Annotated in this window: 21 protein-coding genes; 9 read left to right on the top strand and 12 right to left on the bottom strand. The window is 65.0% G+C overall.

The genetic code is table 11. The features are described 5' to 3' along the window. Positions 1-177 precede the first annotated feature (177 nt). Genes AB8717_RS09635 through AB8717_RS09625 form a run of 3 tightly spaced genes read right to left on the bottom strand, consistent with a single transcriptional unit; the run spans position 178 to position 1,681 of the window. The gene (locus AB8717_RS09635; RefSeq protein WP_443750818.1) at positions 178-453 is read right to left on the bottom strand and encodes a hypothetical protein; all 276 of its coding nucleotides are present in this window, start codon (positions 451-453) and stop codon (positions 178-180) included. Next, positions 450-1,376 (bottom strand): DUF1376 domain-containing protein, encoded by a 927-nt coding sequence (locus AB8717_RS09630; RefSeq protein WP_443750817.1) that lies wholly within the window; start codon positions 1,374-1,376, stop codon positions 450-452. The genes AB8717_RS09635 and AB8717_RS09630 overlap by 4 nt, the downstream gene beginning before the upstream one ends. Next, complete coding sequence (locus tag AB8717_RS09625) at positions 1,376-1,681, bottom strand: LexA family protein (RefSeq protein WP_443750816.1); 306 nt, start codon at positions 1,679-1,681, stop codon at positions 1,376-1,378. The genes AB8717_RS09630 and AB8717_RS09625 overlap by 1 nt, the downstream gene beginning before the upstream one ends. 219 nt (positions 1,682-1,900) lie before the next feature. Between AB8717_RS09625 and AB8717_RS09620 the strand changes: the two genes are divergently transcribed. From AB8717_RS09620 to AB8717_RS09605, 4 genes are all read left to right on the top strand, one after another. Beyond that, positions 1,901-2,695 carry a LexA family transcriptional regulator gene (locus AB8717_RS09620; RefSeq protein ID WP_443750815.1) on the top strand — a complete coding sequence of 265 codons (795 nt, stop codon included), beginning with the start codon at positions 1,901-1,903 and terminating at the stop codon, positions 2,693-2,695. A gap of 76 nt (positions 2,696-2,771) precedes the next feature. Continuing rightward, entirely contained in the window at positions 2,772-3,206 is a 435-nt protein-coding gene (locus tag AB8717_RS09615; RefSeq protein ID WP_443750814.1) for a hypothetical protein, read from the top strand. Between the two features lie 64 nt (positions 3,207-3,270). Beyond that, positions 3,271-4,398 (top strand): 2OG-Fe(II) oxygenase, encoded by a 1,128-nt coding sequence (locus tag AB8717_RS09610; RefSeq protein WP_443750813.1) that lies wholly within the window; start codon positions 3,271-3,273, stop codon positions 4,396-4,398. A gap of 265 nt (positions 4,399-4,663) precedes the next feature. Next, complete coding sequence (locus tag AB8717_RS09605) at positions 4,664-5,407, top strand: VOC family protein (RefSeq protein ID WP_443750812.1); 744 nt, start codon at positions 4,664-4,666, stop codon at positions 5,405-5,407. Between the two features lie 56 nt (positions 5,408-5,463). Here the strand turns inward: AB8717_RS09605 and AB8717_RS09600 are convergent, their stop codons facing one another. Together AB8717_RS09600 and AB8717_RS09595 are read right to left on the bottom strand one after the other, a co-directional pair. Then, complete coding sequence (locus AB8717_RS09600; RefSeq protein ID WP_443750811.1) at positions 5,464-5,901, bottom strand: NUDIX hydrolase; 438 nt, start codon at positions 5,899-5,901, stop codon at positions 5,464-5,466. Between the two features lie 21 nt (positions 5,902-5,922). Further along, the gene (locus tag AB8717_RS09595; RefSeq protein WP_443750810.1) at positions 5,923-7,542 is read right to left on the bottom strand and encodes an inorganic phosphate transporter; all 1,620 of its coding nucleotides are present in this window, start codon (positions 7,540-7,542) and stop codon (positions 5,923-5,925) included. A gap of 194 nt (positions 7,543-7,736) precedes the next feature. On the opposite strand from AB8717_RS09595, the gene AB8717_RS09590 reads away from it, so the two are divergent. After that, positions 7,737-8,255: a hypothetical protein gene (locus tag AB8717_RS09590; RefSeq protein ID WP_443750809.1), complete on the top strand. Its 519-nt coding sequence runs from the start codon at positions 7,737-7,739 to the stop codon at positions 8,253-8,255. Positions 8,256-8,298: 43 nt separating this feature from the next. On the opposite strand, the gene AB8717_RS09585 is transcribed toward AB8717_RS09590, so the two are convergent. From AB8717_RS09585 to AB8717_RS09575, 3 genes are all read right to left on the bottom strand, one after another. Then, on the bottom strand, positions 8,299-9,153 hold the full coding sequence (locus AB8717_RS09585) for a hypothetical protein (RefSeq protein WP_443750808.1): 855 nt from the start codon (positions 9,151-9,153) through the stop codon (positions 8,299-8,301). Beyond that, a complete protein-coding gene (locus AB8717_RS09580) occupies positions 9,150-9,338 on the bottom strand; it encodes a hypothetical protein (RefSeq protein ID WP_443750807.1) in 189 nt (62 codons plus the stop codon). The genes AB8717_RS09585 and AB8717_RS09580 overlap by 4 nt, the downstream gene beginning before the upstream one ends. Positions 9,339-9,465: 127 nt before the next feature. Then, positions 9,466-10,788 (bottom strand): hypothetical protein, encoded by a 1,323-nt coding sequence (locus tag AB8717_RS09575; RefSeq protein WP_443750806.1) that lies wholly within the window; start codon positions 10,786-10,788, stop codon positions 9,466-9,468. A gap of 177 nt (positions 10,789-10,965) precedes the next feature. Between AB8717_RS09575 and AB8717_RS09570 the strand changes: the two genes are divergently transcribed. The 4 genes from AB8717_RS09570 to AB8717_RS09555 all read left to right on the top strand — a co-directional run bounded on the left by AB8717_RS09570 (position 10,966) and on the right by AB8717_RS09555 (position 13,806). Continuing rightward, on the top strand, positions 10,966-11,442 hold the full coding sequence (locus AB8717_RS09570; protein ID WP_443750805.1) for a pyridoxamine 5'-phosphate oxidase family protein: 477 nt from the start codon (positions 10,966-10,968) through the stop codon (positions 11,440-11,442). Between the two features lie 214 nt (positions 11,443-11,656). Further along, entirely contained in the window at positions 11,657-12,298 is a 642-nt protein-coding gene (locus AB8717_RS09565; RefSeq protein ID WP_443750804.1) for a P-loop NTPase fold protein, read from the top strand. Between the two features lie 654 nt (positions 12,299-12,952). Next, complete coding sequence (locus tag AB8717_RS09560) at positions 12,953-13,417, top strand: hypothetical protein (RefSeq protein ID WP_443750803.1); 465 nt, start codon at positions 12,953-12,955, stop codon at positions 13,415-13,417. Between the two features lie 5 nt (positions 13,418-13,422). Then, positions 13,423-13,806 (top strand): hypothetical protein, encoded by a 384-nt coding sequence (locus tag AB8717_RS09555; protein ID WP_443750802.1) that lies wholly within the window; start codon positions 13,423-13,425, stop codon positions 13,804-13,806. Here AB8717_RS09555 and AB8717_RS09550 read toward each other — a convergent pair. The 4 genes from AB8717_RS09550 to AB8717_RS09535 form a co-directional block, all read right to left on the bottom strand. Continuing rightward, on the bottom strand, positions 13,800-14,039 hold the full coding sequence (locus AB8717_RS09550; RefSeq protein WP_443750801.1) for a hypothetical protein: 240 nt from the start codon (positions 14,037-14,039) through the stop codon (positions 13,800-13,802). The two genes, AB8717_RS09555 and AB8717_RS09550, sit on opposite strands and share 7 nt — an antisense overlap. Before the next feature lie 79 nt (positions 14,040-14,118). After that, positions 14,119-15,249, bottom strand: coding sequence for a nickel/cobalt efflux transporter (locus AB8717_RS09545; protein ID WP_443750800.1), 1,131 nt, complete (start codon positions 15,247-15,249; stop codon positions 14,119-14,121). A gap of 4 nt (positions 15,250-15,253) precedes the next feature. After that, on the bottom strand, positions 15,254-15,535 hold the full coding sequence (locus tag AB8717_RS09540) for a metal/formaldehyde-sensitive transcriptional repressor (protein WP_443750799.1): 282 nt from the start codon (positions 15,533-15,535) through the stop codon (positions 15,254-15,256). A gap of 99 nt (positions 15,536-15,634) precedes the next feature. Continuing rightward, complete coding sequence (locus tag AB8717_RS09535; RefSeq protein WP_443750798.1) at positions 15,635-18,073, bottom strand: ATP-binding protein; 2,439 nt, start codon at positions 18,071-18,073, stop codon at positions 15,635-15,637. Between the last annotated feature and the right edge of the window lie 112 nt (positions 18,074-18,185).

Raw genomic sequence — 18,185 nt, 5'->3', positions numbered from 1 at the left:
AAATCCGGTTGAACACCTGCTACTGAAGATTGATTTCAACGCGAAAGTGCCATGTTTGCGAGTGGAGTCAAGCCGTCGAATAACGCTGTCATCGCAAAACGGCCCGGAGCGGCGGGGCACGCCTCATTCGTAATCTCAGCTTCTGGCATTAACCAATTAACATGCCTGTATTTATACCTATCCTCTTAATCGGCGCCGGAAGGTGACGATGTCGCGCACGGTCGTCGGATGCAGGTTGAAGCGCCGCGCCAGCTTGCGGTAGCCGCCCTCGCCGTCCTCATAGGCGCGGCGGATCTCTTCCACCAGGTCGTTGGCCAGCGACGGCCGCGTACACGCGCCCGACACGACGTGGTCCTCGCCGCACCGCTTCCTGTAAGTCTTGCCGTCCTTGCCCTCGATGCGGAAGAACACGTATTCGCGGCGAAGTCTCTGTTTCGGCTTTTCGGTCGTCATGGCCGGGCCTCCCTGGCTGTTCGGATGGAAATGGATGCAAGCGCCTTCAGCGGCGTCAGCTTGCCGGCGGCATAGGCCGTGGCGGCGACAAGGCCGCCGCCGTCCCACCGGGCGGGGTCGAGATAGGACCGGGCAAAGTCCTCGCCCGCTTCGGCGACGACGGCGCGGCGCAGGTCCGGCGGTCCCGTCCAGGCTTTCAGCGCCACGGGCACGGCGCCGCCGGGGTCGGGATCCAGCCAGCCGGCCTCTTCCAGCCAGCGCGCGGCGTTGCGGACATGCCTGGGCTTGAAGCTGTCGGCGGGGTCGCGGACACGCGCCCGCCAATGCGCCTTCCAGCGCTCGAGCCCGGCCAGGATGACGCCGGGATCGGCCCCGGACGCGACAGCGCGGTCCCACACCGGCCGCGCCGCCATGACGCCGTCGGACTTGGGATAGGCCTTGACGAATGCCGCGAAGCCCTCGCGCGCCGTGAGGGAGACGTCAGTCTCCCGAACTGACTCTTTGACTACCTGACTCAGTTCGCCGTTCGTTGCCCCATTCGCTACAACGTCCGTCGAACGATCGTTGAGCGTTCGTTGCGGCAACAGTTGACGCCGCCGCGCCGAGGCCAGCCCCGACGCCCGCGCCTTGTCGCTCTTCCCGGCAATGGCCGTCAGGATTTCCGTACAGCGGGCATTGGTGATCGCCCCGTTTTCAATCCTGATCTTGCCCTTGCGCGCCAGTCCGGCCCTGACCGCCGGCCAGTCCGCGAAGGTCCGCGTCTGCTCGGCCATCGCGTCGTCGTCGTCGGGCAGCTCGCCGCCGCTGATGTACAGAAGGTCGATGATGCGGCGGTAGGCCAGCTCCTCCGCCACGGTCAGGAACTTCATGCCGTTCAGCGCGTCGGTGGGAAACCAGTCGACGCGGATCGCCCCCTTGGCCATCAGGCGGCTCCCGTCGTTTGGGGAGCCGTCTGGCGGGCGATCTCGGCCACGACGGCCAGGCCGCCATATTGCCGGATCAGGGCCTGAACGTGCTGGCCGATGCCGGTCGATCGCACCACGCGCACCGACCGCGCCTTGCCCGGCACCCTCTCGATAAAGCCCAGCCGCACCAGGGCGTGCACCGCCCGGTGGATCGAGGTCTTGCCCACGCCCATGGCGGCGGCGATCTCGGCATAGCTGGGGGCGATGTCGCCGCGGCTGAGATCCAGCACGGCATCCAGGCACCGGCGTTCGACGGGGGTCATCGGCGGATTCCCCTTGACGACTCACAAATATTCACGTTTTGTTCTCTTTGAAGTCAAAAAAGAAAGGCCTGGAAGACCCGCGCGAAATCGCGGCCCTGCCTGCCTTTTCAGGAAAACGGCCGGTCAGGGAGATTGACTCGGGCCGTTAATAATGGGTACACGAAGTACCCATTAATGTCAACACCAAACGTACCCATAAATGTGGGTACATATCGGACCATGAACACAGACGATTCCGCCCCGCCCCCGCTTCCGACCCAGGCCGACCGGCTGAAATGGGCGCGCGAACGCTTTTTCAAGTCCCCGCGCGAGGCGGCGCGCCAGCACGGCTGGAACGAGAATACCTACAAGAGCCACGAAGGCGGTATCCGCGGCAATGCCGGGCTGAAGCTCGACGTGCTGAGAAAATATGCCCGCGCCTTCCAGGTGCCGGCCGACTGGCTGGCCATGGTCGACCGTCCCGGTGCGAAACCGCCCTCTCCTGTCCCTGGCCCGGACGCAACCGCAGAAGCGAGTGAAACCGTGAAGACAAGCCATCTCCGCCTGGTGCGGCACGACCTCCGGCCCGAGGATTTCGACCTGCCGACCAGCGAGACGGTCGACGGCTGGGTCGAAATCCCGGAATACGATGTGCGCCTGTCGGCCGGCGGCGGCGCCCTGGTCGAAGGCGACCGGCGCCGGGGCACCTGGCGCTTCCCCAACGACTATGTGGCGCGTGAGCTGCGCGCCCATGCCCGGGGGCTGAGCATTGTCGAGGTCATCGGCGACAGCATGGAGCCCAAGCTTCTGCCCGGCGACCGCATCGCGGTCGACCACTCCGACACCAATCCGACGCCGCCGGGCATCTTCGCCCTGTGGGACGGTTTCGGCCTGGTGGTCAAGCACGTCCAGCGCATCCACGGTACGAACAAGGTGCTGCTTGTATCGGAAAACGCGGTCTACCCGCCGTACGAGGTGCTGATCGACGAGATCAAGATCATCGGCCGCATCAAGTCGGTGACGCGGGCGATGTAGGGACGGCACGAACAGAAACCTGTTGCGGCGCTGCCGGTTCGGGATCAATGTCGCTGGCAATACAAGGGGGGACATAATGCAATCCATCGTCATCGCCGCCATGCTGGCCGCTGCCGTTTCACCGTGGACCTATTCGGACGGGACCGCGCCGCAAGGCGCGTCCGCCGTTCAGACCTCCGCGCCGAAAGAGGGACAGGCGCCGCTGACCCTCAGGATTTCGGGTGGCGAAAGCCGTACGGTTGCCCTTGTGTCGGCCACGCCGCTGACCTTCTGTCATCCGCAATGTTTCGCACGGATACGCTGGAGCGCCGACAGCGTCACGCTGGTCGCGCTCGACGAAACCGCCGGCGGCGACGGCGCCACCGCCTATGTCGCCGCGCCGGTCATGACCCAGCCGATCCTGGACGGTTTCCGGAAGTCCGGTGCGATTCAGGTCGATTTCATGGGCGACACGACGCGCCAGGTCTATCGTTTCAGCTATGCCGGCCTCGACCTCGACCGCGTGAAGTGAGCCTGCCGTCCCCATTGCCCAATGCCGCCCCGCCATGCATAGTGCCGCCACGAAAGAGGACGGCATGACCGGGACAAAAGCGGCGAAAAGCCTGATCTACGCCAACCTGCTGCCGGGCGATCCGGCGCCACGCTTCGTGCAACGCGCCTCGACCAACCCGAACTTCGTCTTCGACACCGTCGCCGGGCGCTATGTCGTCCTGGCCTTCTTCAGTTCGTCCGAGGCCGAGGACGGCCGCGCCATGGCTGCCCAGATCCGCGCCCACCGCGCCCAGTTCGACGACCGCAGGGCCTGCGTCTTCGGCGTCACCAACGACCCCGCCGACGAAGCCCGCCTGCGCGACGCCCTGCCCGGCATCCGGTATTTCTGGGACGCCGACGGCAAGATCGGCCGGCTTTACGGCGCCCTGCCCCGCGACGTGCGCGCCGGACCGCGCCTGCGCAGCCAGTGGGTCGTACTCGACCCGACGATGCGCGTCCTGGCCGTCGCGCCGCTCGATGCCGCCGCCCCGTCGGCCGTGGCGCTCGACTGGCTGGCCGGCCTGCCCGCGCCGGAGCTGCACGCCGGTGTCGAGCTCCAGGCCCCCGTCCTCTATCTCTCCAATGTCTTCGAGCCCGCCCTGTGCCAGGATCTGATCGCCACCTACGAACGCAATGGCGGCGAATTCAGCGGCTTCATGCGCGAACGCGACGGCATGACGGTCGGCGTGCGCGACCCGTCGATGAAGAGCCGCTTCGACTACATGCTGAGCGAGGACGACCTGATCCGCCGCACCCAGGCGGCCGTCGTACGCCGGATCATCCCGGAAATCCTCAAGGTCCACCAGTTCGAAGTGACGCGCATGGAGCGCTACCTGGTCGGCTGCTATACGGCGGACGACGGCGGACATTTCCGCCCGCACCGCGACAACACGACCTCGGCGACGGCGCACCGGCGCTTTGCCGTGACGATCAATCTCAATGACGACTTCGACGGCGGCACCCTGTATTTTCCGGAATACGGCCCGCGCCAGTTCAAGCCGCCCCCCGGCGGCGCGGTCGTGTTTTCGTGCTCGCTGCTGCACGCCGTCTCGCCTGTCACGCGCGGACGGCGCTTCGCCTTCCTGCCGTTCCTCTACGACGACAAGGCGGCGGCCCTGCGCGAAGCCAATCTGGGCAAGCTGTCGCGCGACGAACCGCTAGACCTGCGATGACGCGGCAAGCCTAGACGTGCGCGGCCACGGCCGACAGCATGACCAGGACGGCCAGACCGAGGCCGGCGATGAACGGAACGCGATAAGCAACGCTGGACATGGCGATCTCCTTTTTGACATCGCCAATCTAGGCCACTCTGCTGACACTGCTCAGCGTATAGTCCCGTAAAGTCCGGCCCCGGACAGGCCCCGCTTTACGCATTTGTCCGTATTACGCCTGTCTCGTTTCCGGGATAGGCTGCCCGAAACCGCAAGGGAGACCACCATGGCCAGCCACTTCATCTGGTACGAACTGATGACCGGCGACCTCGACGCCGCCATCGCCTTCTACAGCCACGTCGTCGGCTGGGACGTCCGGCGGGGCGACAATCCCGGCATGGACTATCGCATGATCCATGCGGGCGAGACCGCCGTCGGCGGCATGATGGCCGCGCCGGATGCGGGCATGCCTTCGGCCTGGACCGGCTATGTCAATGTCGCCGACACGGACGCCGAGGTCGCCGCCTTCGAAGCCGCCGGCGGCAAGGTCTGCTGGCCGGCCAACACGCTGGAGGGCGTCGGCCGCATGGCCATGGTCGCCGATCCGCAGGGCGCGCTCATCTACGTCATGACGCCCGCCATGGGAGGCCAAAGCGACGCCTTCAGCAATGCCGGGGGCCATTGCGGCTGGAACGAATATCACGCCCGCGACTGGGAAGCGGCCTTCGCCTTCTATGCCGGGCGCCTGGGGTGGGAAAAGGACGTGGCCATGGATATGGGCCCCATGGGCACCTATCAGGTCTTCACCGCCGACGGCGTCCAGACCGGCGGCATGATGAACAATCCCCTCCCGCAGCCCGCCTGGCTGTTCTACTTCAACACCACCGACATCGACCAGGCGTCGGACCGCATCACCGGCAACGGCGGCGTCATCCAGCTGCCGCCCATGCAGGTTCCCGGCGGCCGCTGGGCGCTGGTGGCGCGCGATCCGCAGGGCGCCATGTTCGGGCTGCTGGGGACGCGGGCCTAGATTTTTCACCGCCGGGAGCTTGGTCCGGCCAGGATCAGCAGGACCAGCACGCCGTCTTATCGCACCGGAAATTTTATCGTCGCGATAAGGTCCGCCAGGCTTTTATTGGTGATCATCGATACGGCCTGGGCGGGCGACACCCAGACCAGGTCGCGCTGGCTGGCTTCGGGCCACAGGGTCAGCTGCCGTTCGACGCGCAGCCAGTAGACCTCGACCGAAAACGGCGACAGCGTCTCCTCGCCCTTGCGCGCCTTCTCGTAGGTGAAATGGCCGGCCAGGGTCTCGCCGACCTCGCCCAGCAGCCCGGCCTCCTCATAGGCTTCGCGCGCCGCGGATTCGGCGTTGGTCTTGCCCTCGATCGGCCAGCCCTTGGGGATGATCCACTGCCGGGTGCCGCGCGAGGTGACCAGCAACACTTCCGGCTCGCCGGCGCGCGACAGGCGGTACGGCAAGGCGCCGACCTGCACATATGAGGTATCCGCTCCAGGTTCCACGTCTTCGATCCGGGCGACGGGTCAGAACAGGTGCCGGAACACGAAGTACAGTGTCCCGGAGATGACGACGGTCGCGGGCAGGGTCAGCACCCATGCCAGGGCTATACCACGAATCGTTCCCCATTGCAGGCCGGCGCGATTGGCCGTCATGGTGCCCGCTATGCTGCCCGACAGGATATGCGTGGTCGACACCGGCAGGCCCAGGCGCTCGGCGGCGAAGATGGTCACGGCGGACACGATGCCGGCGGCGGCGCCCTGGTCGTAGGTCATCCTGGAATTGCCGATCTTTTCGCCGACCGTCACGACGATGCGCCGCCAGCCGACCATAGTCCCCAGGCCCAGCGCCAGCGCCGTGGCGACCTTGACCCAGTCGGGAATGTAGCGCGTCATGTCGTTGAGGGTCCCTTGCAGGCCGCCCAGCGCCTTGATCTCGGCGGCGGAGTAGCCCTTTGCGGGCTTGAGGATGCCCAGGGCCGTGTCGACCAGGTACATGTCGTTGCGCAGGCGCGGCATGCCGGCGGCCGGGACGCGTCCGAGCGAGCCGTGTTCGCGCAGGTCGGCCTTGATCCCGCCGGTCATGGCGGCCAGGCTGGCGAATTGTTGCGGCGTATCGATGCGGCGGGCGCGCACGGCGGCGTTGACCGTGGCGCGGGCGGCATCGGCGTCCGCAACCGTGACGCCCCGGGCGTGGGCGGCAAAAGCCGCCTGGCCGGCGTCGAGCGTCGCGGCATAGGCGGCCTGGCGGCTATCGGGCAGCGTGCGGTTCAGGGCGTAGGTCGCCGGCGCGACGCCGATCAGGATGATCATGATCAGCCCCATCCCCTTCTGGCCGTCATTGCCGCCGTGGGCGAACGACACGCCCGTGCAGGCGGCGATCAGGGTGGCGCGGATCAGCAAGGGCGGCGGCGCGGCGCCCGCCGGCGCTTCGTACAGTTTCGGATTGCGGACCAGCCCCTTCATGGCCAGCAGCAGCAGGCCCGCCGCCACGAAACCGAGCAGCGGCGAAAACACCAGGGCCTGGCCGATCTTGGCCGCCTGGCTCCAGTCGATGCCCGAGGTGGCGTTGACGACAGAGCTCATCAGCTGGTTGGCGATGCCGACGCCCATGATCGAGCCGATCAGGGCGTGCGACGACGAGTTGGGAATGCCCAGCGCCCAGGTGCCGAGGTTCCAGATGATGGCCGAGATCAAAAGCGCGAAGATCATGGCGTATCCCGCCGCCGTGCCGACCGCCAGGATCAGCTCGACCGGCAGCAGCATCACCAGACCGTAGGCGACCGCCCCGGTCGAGGCCATGACGCCCAGGAAGTTGAACAGGCCCGACCACACCACCGCCGTCAGCGGTTTCATGGAGTGGGTGTAGATGACGGTCGCCACCGCATTGGCCGTGTCGTGAAAGCCGTTGACGAACTCGAACCCGAAGGCGATCAGCAAGGCCAGGCCGAGGAACAGGAAGGCTCCCGCCGCGATCGGCTCACCCGCCGCCAGCGCGTCGCGATGGACGTTGAACCCGACATAGAACAGCCCCATGAGGATGGGCGCGCCGAACAGCACGGCCGGCACCCAGCCACGGGACTTTACGGGTTTCGGGGACGGACCGACCGCACGCGAGGTCGTATGTTCCGCGGAGGCGTCAAACATGGCAGTCTCATCGAGATCGCATAATACGCGACGAGGGGCGAAAGGTGCGCCTCTTTGACAGGTCCGGCGGCAAGAGTCGATCCGTTTGTGACACTTTTATGAAGGTGCGGCGGCGCGCCCAGGCCCGAACTTGACCGTGACGCCGTCCTCTGGCCTTCTGCAGGCCGGCTTTTGGGGAACGTCGCGCGCCGCCCATGCACAAGCGCGCGAACCTGACAGGGGGCATCATGGCGGCAGGCGAAAAAGCCCGGGCTTCGAGCGCGCGGGCCTGGATATTCATGTATGCCGGCATCCTCGCGGTCATGTTGATCATCGAAGGTCCGCTCCGTTCGATAAACCACGGCGGGCTGTTCTCGATGGTTCACGCTGTCGGCGCGGCCGGCTCCAGGACGCCGCGCGTGGACGTCGACGAGATGAGCCTGCTGTTCCCGCTCGTATGCCTGACCGGCTTGATCGGATGCGTGGCGGGCTGGGCGCTCAGGGTGAACATGGATACGCGCGTGGGCGGGCTGTTTATCGCCCTGGTCATCATGGGCGGCGCCTTTGTCCTGGACATCGCCTTCGGCGGCAAGGCGATCGACCGCTACATGGCGTCGCACGGCTACACCTACTGCACCGCCGACAATTATTCGACCGGACACGGCAAGGGCACCGCCTATTTCCGCGTCTATGCCCTCGATCCGGCAGGCTGTCCGGCGCCAGGCGGACAATAGCCTGCAAGCGCCCCGGAAGGTGTCGCCGGCCGCAGGGTGTCTTTTAAATCGGGTTGTCCGCGGCCGGCGCGGTCTTGCGGGACCGGCGCGCGGGCCTGGGCGCAGGGCCGGCCGGGATTGCCGCCACGGAGGCGGGCGGCGCCTGAACCTCCGTGACGTCCTGCGGCAGCAGGCCCGCGTCGAAAACCTCAAGCGCTATATTCTTGAAATTCTTCGCTTCGATCTGGATGAGCTGTATCTTGTTCTGGTCCTGGCTGGGCGCCGTCCGGTAAAAGCGGCCATCCTCGATCCTGACGACGAACCGCTCGCACTGGCTCAGGACCACCATGGCGATGGCCTTGTTGTCGTCGAAGGCGAAGTTTTCCAGGATGCCCTCGAACGCGACGAAAGCGCCGTCCTTTTCCATGGAGGTGACGACATAGGCCAGGATGAAGCCTTCCTTGCCCTGTCGCCTGTCAACGACCGCCTTGAGCCAGCCGAAGGTCGAGGCTTCCCGGAAATTCCGGACCCGCTTCAACTGGCTTACGCCCAGCGAAATCACGAACATCAATACGGGCGGCAGAAGCAGGACCACCAGCCACGAGCCGATCGCAAAGTCGCTTATCCCGGCGGGCGCCTTGCCGACCAGGATCACGCGGTAGACGTCCGGGTCGAAACCGGGCGTCCAGCACATCCTGGAGATCGCGCAAAACCAGGCCTGCGCGACATAGAGGCCGGCCATCAGTATGTGCCCCGCCAGGGCGCCGAACACGATGACGATCAGGCTGAGGGTGGATTGCGGCTTCTCGGGCGCCTGGGCCAGGAGATCGTTCTTTTCTCCGATGCGGAATCCGGCCCAAACCGCCAGTCCTGGTGAAATCAGCAACAGGACCAGGAAAAGCGTATAGCTGAAATTCATCCCGCCTTGCGGACTTTGCGTCCGGCAGCCTTGGGCGCCTCATGCGCGGCGGCGTCGTCCGCCTTGGGCTGGATGACATATTTTCCGTCGGTGAGCACCGAGGACTGACGCACCGCTTCCCAGCTACCGTAGTGGCTGTAGACATTGTTCGCGGTCCGGATCGACTCGGCGGTATTGACCTTCATGACGGTACTCCTGTCCCGAAAGGTAAGGCAGACTCCCGTAAAAAGCAAGGTGGACGGCCCGCAGGGTCTTTGCGTTCCCGCTATGGTGTCCAGCCCTGGCGCGGAAACAGGGTTGCCCTACCCTGCCCTAGCGCGGATCGACGAGCCTCAGATTCTGCCGGCACGGCAAGCAGAAGCCCAGCACGGTTTCGCTCCACATGACCGCCATGCCGCCATTGGCCCGGGCGACCAGGCTGCCTTCCGACACCGAGGTATCGGTAGGCGCCGCCACGCCGATGCTGGCGCCGACCGGATTGCCGGAGGCGTCCAGCACATCGATCCGGTAATCCGGCAGCTGCCGGCCCAGCGGCGACACCGTCACCGTCGACCACAGCACGGCGATACGGCCGGACGTCAGCACGGCCACGCTCCTGAACTGGCGCGTTTCCGAGGCTCCGCCCAGCGTCAGCAGCGACGTCGAAGGCGTCCCGTCGGCGGCGTAAAGGCGCAGCCGGACCTTGGTCGACATGTTCGTACCCGACGTGGTGGTGTTTTCGTTCCAGATCACCCCGAACCCGCCGCCCGGCAGGCCGAAGACCTGGCCGTCGCTCATGGGATTGGCTTGCGAGCCGGTGGCCACCGAAACGGGAGCGATGCGCGCCACACCGGTTTCGTCATAGGTCTGGACGTACAGGGTGAAGGGTGCGGTCGACGAGGAGCTGTAGCACTGGTCGCACCACGACACGACAAAGCCGCCATTGGCCAGGGGCGCGGCAGACCCGTCCGTATGATCGGTCGTCGAGGTGGCGGGAATGGCGAAATAGCTGCCGCCGGCGCCGGTCAGCGTATTGAAGACCTGGCCGTAAGGCGAAAAGTGCGATCCGGACGGCGACAGGGCGTCGTTGAAAACAGTCAGGAAGGTGTTGTTGCGCAGGGTGGCGAAGGTCTGCCTGCCGCCCTGGATCGCGATATTGAAATCGGTGCTGCCGGCGCTGCCGCCATAGGGCACCGTGCGGAAAACGAGATAGGCGGACGACATCGAGCTCTGGACCGCGACCAGCCCGCCGCCGGACAGCGGAACAAGGGTGCGCGTCCCCATGTAGAAGGTCGAGGTGTTCGCCGTCTGCAAGGATATGGGCGTCCCTACCGGTGCACTGTGGTCGTCATAGGCCTGGACCTGCAGGTTCCACTGGGCACCGCTCTTGACCATGGTGGGAACCATCAGGGTGCCGTCGGCAAGCACGACCGGCGCCGATATGGTCGGGGCCGATTCCGATGTCGACAGGCTGGACAACCCGATCGTGGCCTGCGCCGAATAGGAGGCGGCCGCCGTCGATGACGACGAGGACGAAGAGGAGGACGACGAACCACCCGGCGCGCCTCCCCCACCGCCGCCGCCGCAGCTCGAAAGCACCGTGGCCGCGGCCGCGGCCGCCACGGTCAGTATTCGTCCGGTCTTCAACGCACGCATGATGTCCCCCCAAGGCATAAACTCCGACTTTTGGCTACCACGACCACGGGGAGACTGCAACCGGACACCGGCGCCCCTCCTCTTTTCCAATGCGCCGCGCGCCATAGCCGCATGGAATATTGACGCAGGATCGCAGACCCTTCGCGCAGTCGCCGGGAGGCAACAAGGAGTCCTGTCATGACCGACACCCAAGATATCGAAAAGAAGTTCTGGAAGGCGCTGAAGTCCGACCGCACGGCGATGCTGAGCCTCGACGGCGTTCAGGGCGCACAGCCCATGACCGTGCTGACCGACCAGGACAAGAGCCCGCTGTGGATCTTCACGTCCAAGGAGACCGACCTGGTCCGCCAGCTCAGCCCCGGCCAGCCGGGCGCGCTGACCTTCGCCTCGAAGGGCCACGAGCTGTTCGCCAGCCTGCTGGGCCGTATCTGCGAGGACAATGACCGCGCCGTCATCGACCGCCTGTGGAACCCGTTCGTCGCCGCCTGGTACAAGGGCGGCAAGGAAGACCCGGAACTGGCCCTGCTGCGCTTCGATGTCGAAGACGCCAAGATCTGGGCCGACGCGTCGAGTCTCCTGGCGGGCGTCAAGATCCTGCTCGGGGCCGATCCCAAGAAGGATTACAAGGACAAGGTCGCAGAGGTTCACTTGTGAATCGAAAGCGCCCATTTTAATTGCGATACGCAATTCAAAACCGCTTGCAACTTGCACCTTGATATCAGGCCGGACATGTTTTGCGAATCGCAAGGCATCTCCGGTCTTTTCTTTAGCTTGGTGGGTTTACGGCTAACTTTTGGTTTTGGTCGCATATCTTGCTCCATAGCCGCATGCGTCTAATATGCCCGCTTTACCACTCTTGGGGTAGATTATGGGCGACAGCCACATTGAGCGAATTTGGAGCGAGGACCTATTCGGGCGCCGACAAGAAGCTGCGCAACTCGAGGCCTATATTGAAAGCATCGCCCAACAGGAAATGACACGCGTTAATGGCCGCGCGTACGTCATTGCCATCGACGCGCCTTACGGCGTTGGAAAAACCTTTTTCCTCAAATGCCTCGCCAAGCAACTAGAGCTTAATCATCCGACCGCATTCGTTGACGCCTGGGCCGACGATCTGCTCGATGAACCGCTCACCGCGCTTGCAGCAACACTGAAAACTGCACTCAAGCCCTATCTAAACAACGCCAACGTTGAAAAGAAATGGCAGAAATTCCTCAATACGGCGGGGCATTTAGCCAAAATCGCCGCTGTTGGCGCCGTTAAGCGCGGAGTCGGCATGTTCATCGGCGCAATGGCCGCGGATTTAATCCATGAGGAACTCATCGCGTCCGAGACCATTAAGGAGTCACTTGAAGATTCCCTGGAAGACCTTGGCAAAGACGCGCCTGACGGAGCCATAGAGGCCTTGAATCTCGCGCGAGGAGGAGCGCTAATGGCCGAACGGATTGAAAAATTTCAGTCCGGAAAGGCTGCTGTCGAGGGACGCCCCATTGGTCGTCGATACTCTTAGAACATTCATGGCAATATCGAGTTCGCAATTTTTTATTGTACCATACCTTTTCCCAACGCTTATGCAAAAGGTCTCTGGTCATTCATCTTGGGACTTCAAACTTCCGAAAGGGCGGATAAACACTCTACCTCCTAATATCTCATATTATTTCCCGAAGCCGTCAGGACCTACAGACCATATCACTCTTGCAAGTGCTTTACGTGGGATATCAACTTGGGGATCGGATGAAGCTGCTAGAAACTCGCCTAATGGTGACGGACATTTTCAGTTGCTGTCTCAACTTTACCGGCGCGTAGATTATAGAGATGCCGAAATTCTGCGCCTTTCAGATTATCACGGCGTCTTAGAATCCGTCGGTCGCTTTTCATAAGATGTCCTTATCTGGTATCCAGATGCCGGTCTTATAGCTGGTTCCGGGTGGCTTCATCATGACGCCGATCGTATTGCGCTGCAGGGTCCCCCCCCGTGACCGACTGACCTGGTTGGCGGACGCCAGCCTGCTCGCCATGATGTTCTGCGGCATCTTCGCCATCGTCCAGATCGGCGCCCCGACCCTGACGAGAATCATGGGCAGCCTGTGATTGCGAGGCGCATCCGGCCATTGCTCCCCGGCCGCAACCGCGATAGATTGCGGCCATTCCGGGGGGCTTCACCATGACACCGATCGTATTGCGCCGCAGGGTCACCACCCGTGACCGGCTGACCTGGCTGGCGGGCGCCGGCCTGCTCGCCATGATGTTCTGCGGCGTCTTCGCCATCGGCCAGATCGGCGACCCGACCCTGATGGGGATCATGGGCAGCCTGTGCCCGGCCTGCGGCTTCATCGCCCTGATCGTGCTCTGGCACGCCGCCTTCCACCCCGACCTGCAATGGACCATCGACGAAGACACGATCGCGGTCTGGCGCGGCACGGTCTTCGGCAAGCGCACCCTGTCGTGGCCCATGGCCGAGGTTGTCCGCGTCCGCATCCGCAGGATCGAGAAGGACGAATGGGCCGAGACCTATCGCGTCGAGCTGAAACTGGCTTCCGGCAAGCGCCTGAAGCTGCCGGCCTACAAGCGCCAGGGCCGCAGCGACGAAATCGCCGAACAGATCGAAACCTGGCGCGCCAGGGCATAGACGTCATGCACCGGCACAGCCTGCATATCATGGGCTTTGTCGCCGCCGTGGCGGTTTCGGCCGGCCCTGCCCTGGCCCGCCCGCATTATGCCGTCCACATCGAGCGCTGCTATACGGCCGACGGCGTGCTCAACCTTTCGGCCGATGCCGGCTTCATCTTTCGCGCCGGCCATGACATCTCGGTCGCGACCTACGGCGACTGGCCCGGCAACGTCTATCGCGCCATGGACAAGGCCCAGGCGGATACAGGCTCGCTGGAAGCCTGGGTGCGCGGAACCTTTACCGTCTGCCGCCTGCGCGAGACCGTACCGTTCAAACCCTGGCTGCATTATGCGATCATCCGGTCGGCGCGCCATCTCAGGACCGATCCTGAAGGTCCGCCTCACTGACAGCGGCGGCCGTTGCGTTCATAGTCGATGGACGCGAAGATGCCTTCGACCTCGTCGAGATAGAGATGCCCCGGCAGCCGCCCGACGCGCATCAGTTCGCGCGGCGTGGTGAACAGCGGCGCGGCGCCGTCCAGTTCGATGACGATCGGCCGGTCGGGCTCAAGGTCGCTCAGCCGGGTCTCGGATTTGCGCGCCGGAATTTCCGCCGGCGTGTTCAGGCACATTCTGTCCATGCGACACCTCTCTTTGTTCTTATTTTGTTCTCGTCGCAAAAGAGAGTCAAGCGGCGGAAGGCCGTATCCTGGCCCGCCGTCACAGCAAGGCCTTGAGCCCCGTCCATCCGACATAGAGGGCGACCAGGGCGATCAGGCCGCCCGACAGATAGGGCGCGCGGTTGGCCAGTTGCCCGAAACCCTTGAAGCGCTTAGACATATGACGGACGCTGACCGCCGCCAGCACGCCCGACGCCACCATGGTCAGGGCCAGGCCGATGCTGAAGCACAGGACCAGCGTCGCTCCCAGCGCGATGCGCTTGAGCTGCAAACACAACAGCAGCACGGTGATCGAGGCCGGACACGGGATCAGCCCGCCGGTCAGGCCGAACATGACGATCTGCGGCGTGGTCACCGCCCGTCCGGCGAAACGGCGCTCGATATCCTCGGCATGGGCGCGTTCGTGGGCGTCGGCATAGGGCTCGGCACCGGCAAAGCCCGCCTCGGGTTCGTGGTGATGATGGTGTTCGGCATAGGTCAGCGCATAGCTGTGGCTGTGATTGCCGTGGCCAAGGACCAGGGTCGCCTTGAAGTCATGCGGTTCGGGGATCGGAAGACCCGACTCGAGGAAGCCGTCCTTCTGCACGAAATGGAAGACCTGGCGCTTGCCGCCCTCGCGGACGGTTTCCACGGTCACGTCGTTCGACGCCCAGTCCGCACCGCTTTCGCGATACAGCCGGAAGTGCGGAGGTTGACCGTCCTCGAAAATCTCAAGACGCACCCAGCCGTGGCCGGTGTCGATGCGGCGGGTTTCGTCGTGGCCATGATCATGACCGTGATCGTGGCCATGATCGTGCCCGTGATGATGATGCCCGTGGCCGCCGCGGGCGTACGACCAGGTCCGCCACATCATCCACAGCGCCACGCCCAGCATGATCACGGCCGACACCACCTGGAAATAGGGCTCGATGGCCTCGCTGTTCCAGGTCTGCCCCATATAGAGCCCGCCCAGCGCGATCAGCCAGACGATGGCCGTATGCGACACGGTCGCCGACAAGCCCAGCAGCACCGCCTGCCATATCGTGCCGCGCACGGCGACGATGAAGGCCGCCATCATGGTCTTGGAGTGGCCGGGTTCCAGCCCGTGCAGCGCCCCAAGCAGGATCGCCGACGGAATGAACAGCCAGGCGTTGCCGGCGCCCTGTTGAAGGAGGTGCGCGAAGTCGTTCATCGGCTTATTTCTTCACATAGGTATGGATGACGTCGATCAGGGCTTCCTGGGCGTCGGCGTCGAGCGCGCCCGGATGCTTGAGGTGATCGACCAGATGATGGCGGATGTGGTGTTCGACCACTTCGCCCATCAGGCCGGAAATGGCGCCGCGCGCCCCGGCGATCAGGTGCATGATCTTTTCGCTGTCGGCCTCGGCCTCGAAGGCGCGCTCTATGGCGTCGACCTGGCCCCTGATGCGCCGGACGCGCGCCAGCATCTTCTGTTTTTCGGATTCGGCGTGTGACATGGCCCGAAAATAGGATACCCCCCTACCCTATGTCAATGCGCAATGCGATCACCAGTTTTCCGGCGCCAGTTTTCCGGCGCCAGCCTTCCGGCGCCATGGTCACGCGTCGCTGAGCAGCCGGCGCAGCACGGTTTCCAGTTGTTCGGGATTGAACGGCTTGGCGATATAGTCGTCCATGCCGGCCGCCAGGCAGCGTTCCCGGTCGCCGGTCATGGCATGCGCCGTCATGCCGACTATGGGCAGCCGGCGGCGGCCGGTTTCGCGCTCCAGCGCCCGCACCAGGCGCGTCGCCTCAAGCCCGTTGATGCCCGGCATCTGCACGTCCATCAGCACGGCGGCATAGGCGCCCGCCCGGATCCGCTCAAGCGCCTCGCGTCCATCGGCGGCGCTGTCGACCGTGTAGCCGAAGCTTTCCAGGAATGACTTCGCCACCAGCACATTGGGCTCATGGTCCTCGACCAGCAGCACGGCCTGGGCTTTCCGGCGGCCGACCGCGCCGGCGATGACGGCATCGACCGCCCCGGCGGGCGCCAGGGCCAGGCCCGGCGGCGCGGCGGTGAGCGGCAGGCTGAGCGTGAAGGTCGAGCCCCGGCCCTCGCGGCTGACCACGGTGATCGTCCCGCCCATCAGCTCGGCCAGGGTCTTCGAAATCGCCAGGCCCAGCCCGGTGCCGCCGAAGCGGCGGTTCACGCTGGAATCGGCCTGGGTGAACTTATGGAAGATGGTGTCGAGCTTGGCTGCCGGAATACCGATACCGGTATCGGTCACGGACATCCGCACCCTGTCGCCGGGGCCCGAGGCGATCGAGATATGCACCCCGCCGGTTTCGGTGAACTTGACCGCATTGGTGCACAGGTTGAGCACGATCTGGCGGATGCGCGACGGGTCGCCGACAAAGGTCCGGAACTCGACGCCGTCGCCCTCCCCCGTGAAGCTCAGGCCCTTTTCACGCACCCGCACCGCCGTCATCTCGGCGACCTCGCGCACCAGGGCCGCCAGGTTGAACGGGATGCGCTCCAGCTCGACCGAGCGCGCCTCGATCTTGGAGATATCCAGCAGGTCGTTGATCAGGGACAGCATGGCGTCGGCGCTGGATTGCAGGGTGGCGACGAACTGGCGCTGCTTCGGGTTCAGCTCGCTTTGCGCCAGCAGCGCCGACAGACCGACAATGGCGTTCATCGGCGTGCGGATTTCGTGGCTCATATTGGCCAGGAACTCACTCTTGGCGACGTTGGCGACCTCGGCGGCGTCGCGGGCGGCGGTCAGGTCGATCTCGGCGTGGCGGCGCTCGGTCACGTCCTGCACGATGCCGATCATCTGGCCGGGCCCCTTGCTCCTGCCGTCCGGCACGAACTGCGCCCGGCGCGCGATCCAGCGCACGGCGCCGTCGCTGGCCCGGCGGACGCGGTAGACGACGTCGCGTGGCGTATCGCCGGTGGCGCGGCGGCCGCGATCGGCGTGGATATGGCGGTCTTCGGCCAGGATCAGCGGCGCGATGTCGTCGGCCGACCAGACCGGCCGGGGGGCAACGCCGAAGATGCGGCAGAACTCATCCGTCACCATGATGTCGTTGCTGCCGGGCGCGATCGAGAACATGCCGATGCCGCCGGCCGTCTGCGCCAGTTCCAGCTGTTCCTTGGCGTAGCGCAACTCGACCTCGGCCTGCTTGCGCTCGGTGACGTCGTAGCCGCCGACAAAAATACCGGTGACCGCGCCGGCGGCGTCGCGGATGGGTGCGTACAGCAGGTCGATATGGCGCAGACCCGCCGCCAGCTCGACCGGCACGCCATAGGCCACATAGGGCTCGCCCGAGGCATAGACCTGGTCGAGCAGCTCGTAGAAACCCTGCCCGACCAGGTCCGGAAAAGCCTCGCGCACGCTCAGGCCCATCAGCGGCCGGTCGCCGGCCAGCGTTTCATAGGCCTGGTTGGCATAGATGAAGACGTGGTTCGGCCCGTCCAGCATGGCGACAAAGCCCGGCATCTGGTGCAGCATGGCCTGGAGCCGCCCGCGTTCCGCCTCCGCCCGCCGCTCGGCGCGCATGCGCAGCGTCGTTTCGGTGACGATGGCCAGCACGCCGCCCGGGCGCCCGTCGTCGGTCCATACCGGCGAATAGTCGATGTCGAACCACAGGGCCTCGAGCTGCCCGGTGCGGTTCAGCGACAGCGGCTGGTCCTTGTAGGTCAGCCGGCCGCCGTCGAGCCCGGTCTTCAGCACATGGCTGTTGAATTCGGCGACCTCGGGCCAGGCCTCGCGCACCGGCATGCCCAGGATTTCGGGATGGCGCGCGTCCGCGATGGCGGCATAGCCGTCGTTGTACAGCAGGAAACCGGCCTCGCCCCACAGCACCACCATGGGCACGTGCGACGACAGCAGGAAGCTCAATATGGTCTTGAGGCTCTGCGGCCAGGCGGCCAGGTCGCCCATCGGCGTGCCGGACCAGTCGCGCGCGGCAATCAACCGTCCGCAGTCTCCGCCCGACTGCGCTATGGCGGCGGCAAACGGGCCGGCGGCCGGCGACGGGTCAGAGTACGGCACGGTAACGCCTTGTCGAAGCCTTGAAGGTCATGATTGGCGCAGGTCCCCGGAAAGTCTGCGAGCGGCTGCATATGGATGACACAAGCCATAGGCCCAACCCGTATAAAGATTT

The organism is Asticcacaulis solisilvae (assembly GCF_052327315.1).
Classification (GTDB): domain Bacteria; phylum Pseudomonadota; class Alphaproteobacteria; order Caulobacterales; family Caulobacteraceae; genus Asticcacaulis; species Asticcacaulis solisilvae_B.
This window is presented reverse-complemented; position numbering and strand designations above follow the sequence as displayed.